This is a genomic window from uncultured Paraglaciecola sp., from assembly GCF_943787955.1.
GTDB lineage: Bacteria > Pseudomonadota > Gammaproteobacteria > Enterobacterales > Alteromonadaceae > Paraglaciecola.
The window spans coordinates 22,618-33,265 of record NZ_CALSOK010000026.1; the positions used below are offsets into that span (position 1 = coordinate 22,618).

General features: G+C 40.0%; 10 protein-coding genes. 7 read left to right on the top strand and 3 right to left on the bottom strand.

Annotated elements, in window-relative coordinates:
• Nucleotides 1-194: 194 nt before the first annotated feature.
• Nucleotides 195-1,766, bottom strand: coding sequence for a sugar porter family MFS transporter (locus tag Q0Y52_RS19280; protein ID WP_297824152.1), 1,572 nt, complete (start codon nt 1,764-1,766; stop codon nt 195-197).
• Between the two features lie 392 nt (nt 1,767-2,158).
• Here Q0Y52_RS19280 and Q0Y52_RS19285 point away from each other — a divergent pair, with 392 nt between their 5' ends.
• Both Q0Y52_RS19285 and Q0Y52_RS19290 read left to right on the top strand, forming a co-directional pair.
• A complete protein-coding gene (locus tag Q0Y52_RS19285) occupies nt 2,159-3,166 on the top strand; it encodes a histidine kinase (RefSeq protein WP_297824162.1) in 1,008 nt (335 codons plus the stop codon).
• Nucleotides 3,163-3,981, top strand: coding sequence for a LytTR family DNA-binding domain-containing protein (locus tag Q0Y52_RS19290; protein ID WP_297824153.1), 819 nt, complete (start codon nt 3,163-3,165; stop codon nt 3,979-3,981). Before Q0Y52_RS19285 ends, Q0Y52_RS19290 begins: the two co-directional genes overlap by 4 nt.
• A 222-nt stretch (nt 3,982-4,203) precedes the next feature.
• Here Q0Y52_RS19290 and Q0Y52_RS19295 read toward each other — a convergent pair whose 3' ends face one another.
• Nucleotides 4,204-5,493 carry a DEAD/DEAH box helicase gene (locus tag Q0Y52_RS19295; protein ID WP_297824154.1) on the bottom strand — a complete coding sequence of 430 codons (1,290 nt, stop codon included), beginning with the start codon at nt 5,491-5,493 and terminating at the stop codon, nt 4,204-4,206.
• 293 nt (nt 5,494-5,786) lie between these two features.
• On the opposite strand from Q0Y52_RS19295, the gene Q0Y52_RS19300 reads away from it, so the two are divergent.
• From Q0Y52_RS19300 to modC, 5 genes are all read left to right on the top strand, one after another.
• Nucleotides 5,787-6,257 carry a CreA family protein gene (locus Q0Y52_RS19300; RefSeq protein ID WP_297824155.1) on the top strand — a complete coding sequence of 157 codons (471 nt, stop codon included), beginning with the start codon at nt 5,787-5,789 and terminating at the stop codon, nt 6,255-6,257.
• Nucleotides 6,258-6,259: 2 nt separating this feature from the next.
• Nucleotides 6,260-6,733, top strand: coding sequence for a rhodanese-like domain-containing protein (locus Q0Y52_RS19305; RefSeq protein WP_297824156.1), 474 nt, complete (start codon nt 6,260-6,262; stop codon nt 6,731-6,733).
• A 372-nt stretch (nt 6,734-7,105) separates the two neighbouring features.
• Nucleotides 7,106-7,873 carry a molybdate ABC transporter substrate-binding protein gene (gene modA / locus Q0Y52_RS19310; protein WP_297824157.1) on the top strand — a complete coding sequence of 256 codons (768 nt, stop codon included), beginning with the start codon at nt 7,106-7,108 and terminating at the stop codon, nt 7,871-7,873.
• Nucleotides 7,873-8,568, top strand: a complete 696-nt coding sequence (gene modB, locus Q0Y52_RS19315) for a molybdate ABC transporter permease subunit (protein ID WP_297824158.1) — start codon at nt 7,873-7,875, stop codon at nt 8,566-8,568. The genes modA and modB overlap by 1 nt, the downstream gene beginning before the upstream one ends.
• Entirely contained in the window at nt 8,558-9,688 is a 1,131-nt protein-coding gene (gene modC / locus Q0Y52_RS19320) for a molybdenum ABC transporter ATP-binding protein (RefSeq protein WP_297824159.1), read from the top strand. Before modB ends, modC begins: the two co-directional genes overlap by 11 nt.
• A gap of 375 nt (nt 9,689-10,063) precedes the next feature.
• On the opposite strand, the gene Q0Y52_RS19325 is transcribed toward modC, so the two are convergent.
• Nucleotides 10,064-10,648 (bottom strand): LysR substrate-binding domain-containing protein (locus Q0Y52_RS19325; RefSeq protein WP_297824160.1); only part of this gene is annotated, 585 nt, incomplete at its 5' end.

Consider the following 10,648-nt stretch of genomic DNA (forward strand, 5'->3'; position numbering starts at 1 on the left):
TAGGGAGTGCACTTGTAGGGAGTGCACTTGTAGGGAGTGAACTAAGCAGTATGGATTTAATGGGAAACGGCAGTTACAAATAACGATTAGCACTATGTTAATCGGGCCATTTAGTGCCTATATATAATTGATAAACAACGATAGGCAATGATTAACTGAGATGTTAATTATTGCCTATTGGCTTCGTAGTCTTACTATTTGACCAAAATAGTTTCCAATTCTTCCAAAGTTTTACCTTTCGTTTCAGGTAAGAACTTAAGAATAATGAGCAAACCAATAAAGGCGAATCCGCCATAAATCGCAAAGGTAAACGTTGCGCCTAAGTTTGCCAGTTCCCATGGAAATATAAGCTGTACTAAGAAGCTTACGCCCGAGTTGATTAATCCCACAAAAGAAATCGCGATACCGCGAATTCGGTTGGGGAACAGTTCTGAAAACAGTACCCACATGACCGGGCCCAAAGACACAGCAAAACAGGCTACAAAACCCAATATACTCACTAGGATCATCGTGCCATTCATTTGAATAGCTGCTGATACCAATGTCGATTCAAATTGCCCTGCTTGGGTGGCACCTAACAGGTCTGTTATCGCCGACTTAAATGCTAAGTCACTGTTAAACGTTGCGCCAAGTATGGGCTGTAACGCTTGTATGTCTATTTCTGTTGATAAGCTGTTAAGGGCTTGAGCGGTTAACGTATAAGTGGCGGCATTGAACTGATAGGCCAAACTAAACATACATACAATGATCCCCGAGACACCGGCTATTAGTAAAGATTTACGCCCTATTTTATCAATGAGTGCGATAGCAATTAAGGTAAATACCACATTAGTGATACCAACTAATATAGCTTGTAAAAATGACGCGTCGGTACCTAAACCAGTTTGTTCAAAAATCATCGGTGCATAGAAAAACACAGCGTTAATACCAGTGATTTGTTGCAATATGGCAATGGAAATACCCACAATCATCACTAGACGCATCGAGGGTTTTAGTAAGTCCATAAAGGCCCCTTTTGCTTGGTTGTGTTCAAGGCTAATGCTCTTGTTGATTTGCTGAATTTCTTGTGCTGCGTTTTGTTCACCTAAGGCCCGCTTTAAAATGACCGTTGCTTCTTGGGCTCGGCCTTTCATCATTAACCAGCGGGGGCTTTCTGGCACTATGGATAAGCAAATGAAATACACCAGCGCCGGGATTGCCTCAATGCCTAACATCCAGCGCCAATTCCATTGGGCAACACCTAAGGTTTGCACCCAATCTGCATCAGAATTAGCCGCTTGCAATATCAAGTAATTAGTAAAAAATGCCACTGATATGCCCAACACAATATTTAGCTGGTTAAGGGACACCATGCGGCCACGATATTTAGCTGGGCCAATTTCTGCTATATACATGGGGGCAATAATCAGAGCGGCACCTACTCCTAAGCCTCCGAGCATTCTAGCCATCACCAGCATTAAAAAGCTGGGGGCAAATGCTGAAGCAATGGCCGATACAAAAAACAAAGCCGCGGCTATTTTTAATATAACTTTTCTACCAAATCGGTCACTTAGCGGCCCGGCTGTAATCATAGCAAAAGTTGCGGTGAGCGATAGTGAAGCTACGGCCCAGCCTAATTGAATTTTCGTTAAGCTAAATTCCGGTTCGATAAATTTGACCACACCTGAAATAACAGATGCGTCAAAGCCCATGAGGAATCCTCCCAATGCCACTATGAGAGATACATAAAACACGTAGAAAATGGGTTGAGGCTGGTTTTTTGTCATTCTTATTGCCTATAAATTAGTTTATTGGAAAATACTATTCACACTAAGCTTGTCAAGCTAGACTATTGCTCTTAAAAATAAATTAAATTGCGATAGAGCGGTCACTGCTAGCGATAATACGGACTGAATTGCTGGCGAGCAACCTATACTGTGTGTAAACTGAAATTTGAAGCTAATGCTAACGTTGTTGGTTTAATAGGACGGCCATGTTGACATCAATTTTTGAACATCCTCCCACTAAGATTGGCCGTTATAGCGTCTATCAATTTGGTTTATTGCAATTAGGATTTTGGGCATTTGTCAGTACCATCAGCTTTTTTTCTCTGACGCTATGGTATGGACCTTATGACTCGAGTCATATTGTACATATTATTCTTCAGGCAATACTAGGGCTGATCCTTACCTTGTTTTTATATGTAAGCTTTATGCGTATATGGCATAAACCTTTTATTTATCGGGCCGCTGTGGGATTTATGATGGTGTTGGTGGTATCGCTGATTTGGACGCTATTTAGAATTGAAGCCTTTATACGTTTAACTGAGATCAGTTCTGAATGGAGTGAATTCGGTGGTTGGCACTTCGCTAGTATATTTATATTTTTGTGTTGGACAGGTTTATTCCATGGTATGCGATATAACGACCTGTTACAAACCGAACACAGGATAATGCTAAAAGCCGAGGCAGAAGCCCGTGAAGAGCAAATGAAGCGTATGCATGCTCAAACTATTGCCAGAGATGCTCAAATAAAAATGCTACGTTATCAGTTAAATCCGCATTTTCTATGTAACACTCTAAATGCTATTAGTTCGCTAGTTGAGGTGAATGAATCACAAAAAGCACAAAGCATGACAGTACAATTGAGCCGGTTTTTACGTCACTCTTTGGATAATAATCCAGACACTAAACTTTCACTGGAAAATGAAATAAAGGCACTTAACTTATACCTGGAAATTGAAAAGACACGATTCGGTGATAGATTAATTTTAGACTTTCAGATTGATGAGCAGGCTAGATTAGCTCTGGTACCCAGTCTTTTACTGCAGCCAATTATTGAGAATTCCATGAAACATGCGATTGCCCAAAATGAGTTAGGTGGCACTATTTCAATTCTGGCTAAAGTACAACAACATCGCCTTATCATGCAGCTAAGTGACACGGGAAGTGGCAGTAAAATAGGTAAAAGTAAAATGGAAAGCTCCAAGGGGAGGGGGGTTGGCTTACGTAACACCAATGAACGGCTAAAAGCACTCTACGAAAACGACTTTTCAGTGAATATTGACCTAATACCATTAGGGGGATTAAGAACCACCATAGAGCTTCCCTGTGAATACAGCAGCAGTGGGAATGGCTATCCAATGAGCAATCAAGAACGGCTGTCAGAAAACGAGTATAAAGCATGATGAAATTAAAAACCTTGATAGTTGATGATGAACCATTGGCGCTAAAACTGCTCCGCGCTAAATTAAATAAAATAGCTAATATTGATATTGTAGGTGAATGCAAAAATGGCCGCGAAGCCATAGCTGCCACCTTAGACCTAGCCCCCGATTTGATTTTTCTAGATATTCAAATGCCAGGTTTAGATGGCTTTGACGTGGTTAAAGGTTTACAAAGTGATATTTTACCGCTTATTGTTTTTACCACGGCCTATGAGCAATATGCACTGGATGCTTTCGATGTTCATGCAGTCGATTATATTTTAAAACCCATTGACGATGAGCGAATTTTGCGTGCGGTTCAAAGAGCACAAGAACGTTTTGAAGGCGTTGATGCTCAAGATAACAAACCACCTATCTTGGGGGCTATTGATAGTATTAATCAAAGAAATAATCTCAAATCATCTCTTAATATTAGTCAGCTTGATTTGTCTCCAAGTGCCCTTGTTGATAAAAAAATAGTGATTAAAGATAGAGATGAGATCACTATTTTAAAACAATCGGATATTGAATGGGTTGATGCTGCAGGTGATTATGTGTGTTTACATTCTCAAGGAGAAACACATATTAAGCGCAGTACATTGAAAGAGCTATTAGCTGAATTGGATGAAAATATTTTTAAGCGGGTACATCGCTCCACCATTGTCAATTTGAACTTTATTGATAAGGTTATTCCCCATACCAAAGGGGAGTTTTTCTTACTACTGGGCGAGTTTGAAAAGATAAAAGTGAGTCGCAACTACAAGGATTCGATTAAGCATTTCTTATTGGGAGAGTGATCTAGCTGATATTTAGCAGATTAAAAGTGCAAAATTAGACATATAAACATTAACGACCCTGACCTTTCAGGGTTTCATTTAGGAAAAGCTTAAGGGGGGTGTTAGCTAAGTGAGTTCAGCTTGGAGTCACTTGATAAAGTCGCTTGATAATAAATCTTAAAGTAATTTTACTAGCACCGCTTTATCTCATAAAATTAAAGCGGTGTGCCAAGAAGCTGAGTTTTACTTTTTACCTTTGTTAGGCTTAGACACTCTACCTTTTGATTTTTTAGCTTGATACGGTGAAGTCTTGTCATGACTTATTTGTGTTTCACTGGCCTTATTACTGCGGCTATTTCTGGTGTTTTTTGCCACGCTTTTCAACAAACTAATACGGTTACTGACTTCAAACCCTGCTTTAACAATACGTTTAATCTTGCTACCAATCAGTTTTTCTATACGGGCAACGGTGTTTTCTTCTTCACGACTCACGAACGATATGGCATACCCTTCTTTTCCTGCACGGCCAGTTCTGCCGATACGATGCACATAATCTTCAGGTAGATATGGAAGATTGTAATTGACCACATAATCCAAGTCTTGAATGTCTAACCCTCTTGCGGCGACTTCAGTCGCTATTAATACTTGTAATTTAGCAGACTTAAAATCGGCAATAGCGCGGCGACGTGCTCCTTGGCTTTTGTCTGCATGGCACACTGCAGCGTCAATTTTACTGCGTTTTAATGCAGCCATGAGTTCATCTGCTTGTTGCTTAGTACTGGTAAAAACCAATACCTGAAACCAGTTTTGCTCTTTTAATAAGGCTTTGAATAAATCAATTTTTCGTGTTTCTTCTACAGGATACATAACATGAGATACGGTTTCAGCAGTGGCATTAATTTTGGTAACTCTTAACACTTGATGATTGTTAAGTAGTTTGTGGGATAACTCATTTACTGCCGGTGACGAGGTGGCTGAAAATAATAATGTTTGGCGTTTTTTAGCGGTGAACTTCAATATGTTTTGTACATCAGCAACAAAACCCATATCTAACATACGGTCTGCTTCGTCGAGTACCACAAACTCAGCGTTGGCTAAATTGACGTTACTGAGTTCTAAATGTTCGATTAAACGCCCCGGTGTTGAGATCAGAATATCGACACCACCTTTAAGTTTGCTTGTCTGCCCACCCATTTTAACGCCACCATAAAGTGCGGTTACCTTTAAGAGTAAAAATTGCGCATAGGCACCAATAGTGTTTGCAAGTTGTTCGGATAATTCTCTGGTTGGGGTTAAAATTAATGCGCGGGGGCTGCCAGATACGGTATCTTTGGGCTTGTCTAACATTTGCTGCAAAATAGGCAATGCAAAGGCTGCCGTTTTACCGGTGCCTGTTTGGGCATTAACCAATAAGTCTTTGCCTCTGCGAGCAGGGACTATGGCTTGTTCTTGCACAGGCGTCATTTCAGTATAACCACAGACTTCGAGGGCCTGTTGGATTTCGTTGGCTAAACCTAAATTTGAAAATTTCATACTGATCCTGGGCAAGGGCAAAAACGAGGGCGGAATATACAGTATTTTAACCAATAAAGTGAGACTGTTTGTGGTTTTTATGAGCGCGGGTATGTTCTTTTGTTACTGGTATGCTGTTTGAAGGCTTTGACTGAGAGTAAAAAGCCGCTAGCATGCTCTGCATACTAAACGGCCCAGGGAGTTGGCAGTTCACTAGGCTACCATTACTAAGTCGTCAAATTAGGATGGAAAGTTCAAAAATAGCGAAAATAAATATTAATTTTCTGCAAGAACGTAATTAACAGGATGAATCAATGAAAAATTTATATGTAGGTTTGGGCTTGTCTTTATTACTCGTCGCCTGTGATCAAAACGAAGTGGGTGATATTTCACTTGGAGCCTTTACCACGCAGGATATTAAAGTAAATACTTTGATTGATCCTGTTGTCACCGGGGTGACTTGTCATGTCGCCAGTATTGAAGCGGATCTCAGTTTGTCCGACCCTTCTGATAGCTCAATAGCTTGCAGACAAACCGATGAAATTACCGCTGGGATGATAAAGGCTATTGATAAGTCCAAGTCGGGTGAGGTGGTATTCAAAAAATCAAAAAGTATATTTTTTAAAAGTATGAAAATTCGGCGAGTTTTTGATGCTCAAAGCCAAACATTAATGTACGTGTCATATTCCACTAAAGAAACCTCAGGTAGTTTTAAGCATAGTCTCTCGACTGTTCCATTGTGGGGCACTGCAGCTTACGAAAATCCCAAAATTTTTGAATTGTAGATATGGCACAACCTTATCCTAAATTAATCTTAAAAATCGAAGACGCTCTAAAAAAAATGTTGAAGGGAACCGTTCCTGTTATCAGCACAGATCAATTGGCTGATTCGATTAACAGTAGAACCGATTGGATAATACTTGATAGTCGAGAACTCGCTGAGTATGAAATTAGCCATTTATCTAATGCCATATGGGTAGGGCACCTAGACTTTTCTTTAAGCAGAGTAGCTGATATCACAAAAGATACAAAAATAGCCGTATATTGTTCCATTGGTGTGCGCAGTGAAAATATAGCGGGAAAACTCCTGTCCTATGGGTTTTCCAATGTGTGGAATGTATATGGCGGTATATTTACTTGGGCAAATGAACACAAAACACTAGTTGCAGATAACCAACAGCCCATTTTAGATGTGCACGGATATGATAAAAATTGGGCTAAATTACTCGGTCATCATGTAAATTGCATACTAAGCAAATAGTTGAAACTGTCAGAATTTGCAGGTTTTTCAAGTCATCTTTGGTCAACGCTCATAGTCGATTTTTGCCAAGTGTTGCATTTAGGTCCTTCATCTTTTTATCGTTAGTTTTATCATCATAAACAATGGCCCTTAGTTCAGACCACTTAGACTGGCTTTGACAACTTGTTAATAATATGTTTGAAAACGATATCTGTTCACTTAGAAGATGAATATATGTTTGTGAGGATGTCCTTAGGGACAGATTAAATAATGCATGGGAGAATCTTTATTATATATAAAACACAATTGAAAAATGATCACAAATAATAGTCTTGTGATAAGGTGATAAAAATCATTAATCTAGCTTTTTCATGAGTGTATAAGTCAGACAGTATGAATGTAAAAAAGTGGTTTGGATTATTTTTTTTATGGGGCTTCACTGTATGTGCTCAGGCTAAACCGGTACAAGTAGCAGTGGCTGCAAATTTCAGCAAACCCATGCAAAGTCTGGTAACAGAATTTGAGAAAGATTATAACTATCAAATAGCCTTGTCCTTTGGATCCTCAGGAAAATTTTATGCACAAATTAAACAGGGTGCGCCTTATGAATTGTTTTTCTCTGCTGATCAGGCTAAGCCAGAGGTTTTGCAACTAGAAGGACTAGTGGTTGCTGAAAGCCGCTTTACATATGCAATTGGTCGCTTAGTGTTGTGGACTGTGCGCCATGATTTTGCTAACAAAATAGAAATGAAATTGAAGAGCCGTGCGTTTAATAAGTTGGCGATCGCCAATCCAAAACTAGCACCTTATGGTGCCGCTAGTTTACAAGTGCTTAATCATTTAAGGTTAATTGATGACACTCAAGCTAAGTGGGTGAGGGGCGAGAATATTGCACAAACTTATCAGTTTGTTCATTCAGGTAATGCAGACTTAGGTTTTGTCGCTTTGTCGCAATTGTTAGGCAGGAATAATATGACAGAAGGGTTTTATTGGTTAGTGCCTGACAATATGCATCTACCCATTAAGCAAGATGTTGTGTTACTTAAGCGGGCTGGAAATAGTCAAGGGGCGAAAACATTTTTAGATTTTATCCACACTGAAAAGGCGCAAACTATTATTGCTCAATATGGATATTTGACTCCAGATGGGGGGCAGGAGTGATGAGTCTGTCAGATGCTGATATGGGGACTATTTGGCTGACATTGCGCCTTGCTAGTACTGTCACTATTTTACTGCTTATTTTTGCGACTCCGCTTGCGTGGTGGTTAGCCAGAACGCAATCTTGGTTTAAAGGCCCCATAAGCGCGATAGTGGCGTTACCCTTAGTGCTTCCGCCCACTGTCCTTGGTTTCTATTTACTATTAGCTATGGGACCAAATGGGGCTATAGGACAGTTCACCCAAGCTATTGGATTAGGCACATTGCCTTTTACTTTTTGGGGATTAGTGGTGGCGTCGATGGTTTATTCTTTGCCCTTTGTTGTACAGCCTATTCAAAATGCGATTGAAGCTATTGGTAATCGGCCTTTAGAAGCTGCGGCAACGCTCGGTGCAGGGCCAATAGATTGTTTTTTTAGTGTGGTGTTACCTCTGGCAAAGCCGGGCTTTATGACGGCCTCTATTCTAGGGTTTGCCCATACGGTAGGTGAGTTTGGTATTGTATTGATGATTGGAGGCAGTATTCCAAGCGAAACCCGTGTGGTATCTGTGCAAATTTATGATCATGTAGAAGCATTAGAATATGCTCAAGCACATGTTTTGTCTGGCGTAATGGTCATATTTTCATTTTTAGTATTATTAACGTTATATACCTTTCAGCGTAAACGCAAAGCAGTAGGCTTGACCTATGGCCAATAAAATCAAAACGTTAGATACATCCATTGAATCGGCTCGGGGTATTAAGGCTAGATTTCAATTTAGTGTTAAACAATTTGCTACCGAGACGTTTACATTCGATATTGATCTTACTATTCCAGGGCAGGGTGTCACTGCTCTTTTTGGTGAATCTGGTTCGGGTAAAACATCCTTATTACGTTGTATTGCGGGACTAGAAAAAAACATATCTGGTTGTTTGAGTGTTAATGGGGAACTTTGGCAAGACGCCTCTGTGTTTGTTCCAACCCATAAACGTAGTCTTGGGTATGTGTTCCAAGAAGCCAGTTTATTTGAACACTTGACCGCTATGGGAAATCTTCGTTATGCCATTAAACGTAATAATCAAGCCGCAAATTCCCAGCTATTAGAACAAGTTATCAGTGTGATGGGCATAGAAAGTATATTGTCCCAATTTCCTCAACAACTTTCTGGCGGTGAAAAACAACGAGTGGCCATAGCCAGAGCATTATTGAGCCAACCTAGATTATTACTGATGGATGAGCCGTTAGCATCGCTAGATAACGCGCGTAAATATGAGATATTGCCTTACCTAGAAAGGCTTCGCAGCAGTTTTAATATCCCTATTTTATATGTCAGTCATGCTGTTGATGAAATAGTACGATTAGCCGATCATGCTGTTATCTTGCGACAAGGAAAAGTGATTGCTCAAGGTGGCATAACAGAGCTGTTTTCTAGAGCAGACTTACCCTTGGGAGTGAGTAACGAATTAGGGGCTATTCTCGACTGCAAAGTATTGGAGAGAGACAAACAATGGCATTTAATGCGAGTCGCTTTTAATGGAGGTGAACTTTGGTTACCCAATGTTGAAAATAAACACAACACCACACAAAGAATACGGGTGTTGGCCAGTGATGTTAGCCTGACATTATCACCTCATTCAGATAGCAGTATTCTCAATGCGCTATCAGGTGAAATAGTAGACATAATCAACGATCAAAACCCAGCAATGGTGTTGGTAAGGCTAAAAGTTGGAAAGAGTTATTTACTGGCTCGTTTGACCCAAAAGTCGTTACAAAAACTAGCATTGGCCGTGGGACAAATTATCTGGATCCAAATTAAAACTGCTGCCATTTTACGTTAGTTAGGTTTGCTATCAACTGCCTTTAAAGGCTTTATGGGATATGCAATTCGCGATTATTTAATAGAGGCCGCAGCACACGAGATTTGAAATGGGTTAGTTAACACATTGAGAATAAAATATTGTTGCCCGTATTGTACGATACATTAGCATGATTTTAGGCATCATCACTATCGCTACTCAACCCAGGAATGTCATGTTTATTTTGCAATAGTCATTGCCATAGTTATTGCCATTGATAGTGCGAGCTTAAATCTCTTATTGCTGCGCTGCGGGGTTCATAAGCGGCTCAGGAACATGATTTTTCATACTTGTATTCAAGTGTAGACTTCGCAGGAACATCCTATTTCTGAGGAGAAACAGGATGTTGACTATCGACTATTCAGGATGAAACGCCTGTGCAACCTTCGCAATTTGATCTCGCATCCAAATATGTGCATCGTCTAAGTCAGCGCTCAAATGCCAGTATAAAAAGTACTCAAGTGGTGGTAGTTCAAACGGTAACTCGTACATAGACAAATCATAATGTTTGGCTAAGTGATAAGGTAAACAAGCAATCAAATCAGTTTTAACTAAAGTTGAAGGAATGGTTAAAAAATGCTGGCTACGCATAACAACCCTGCGCTTCTTACCTTCTTTATCTAATGCTACGTCTATGGGTCCTGCCCCCGTTTTTCTATGGGAAACGTTAATATGACCGAGCTCTAAAAATGCCTCCATGCTCATACCTTGAGATAATGCGGGATGATTTTTACGTGCTAAGACTACAAATCTGTCTTCAGCAATTTTCAGTTTACATAAATGTTGATCACTAAAAGATGAGGCATCAGCGTAAAAATCAAGGCTACCACTGGCCATGGCCGATACAATGTTTTTGCGCTCAATTTCGTAATTGGTTAAAGATATTTTAGGTGCGTTTGTTTGTAATTGACCAAGAAGACGGGGTATGAAGCTGACTTCAAG

Coding starts and splice junctions, on each gene's coding strand:
- Q0Y52_RS19280 (WP_297824152.1), bottom strand. CDS start 1,766: ATGACAAAAAACCAGCCTCAACCCATTTTCTACGTGTTTTATGTATCT.
- modC (WP_297824159.1), top strand. CDS start 8,558: ATGGCCAATAAAATCAAAACGTTAGATACATCCATTGAATCGGCTCGG.
- Q0Y52_RS19295 (WP_297824154.1), bottom strand. CDS start 5,493: ATGAAATTTTCAAATTTAGGTTTAGCCAACGAAATCCAACAGGCCCTC.
- modA (WP_297824157.1), top strand. CDS start 7,106: ATGAATGTAAAAAAGTGGTTTGGATTATTTTTTTTATGGGGCTTCACT.
- Q0Y52_RS19300 (WP_297824155.1), top strand. CDS start 5,787: ATGAAAAATTTATATGTAGGTTTGGGCTTGTCTTTATTACTCGTCGCC.
- modB (WP_297824158.1), top strand. CDS start 7,873: ATGAGTCTGTCAGATGCTGATATGGGGACTATTTGGCTGACATTGCGC.
- Q0Y52_RS19290 (WP_297824153.1), top strand. CDS start 3,163: ATGATGAAATTAAAAACCTTGATAGTTGATGATGAACCATTGGCGCTA.
- Q0Y52_RS19305 (WP_297824156.1), top strand. CDS start 6,260: ATGGCACAACCTTATCCTAAATTAATCTTAAAAATCGAAGACGCTCTA.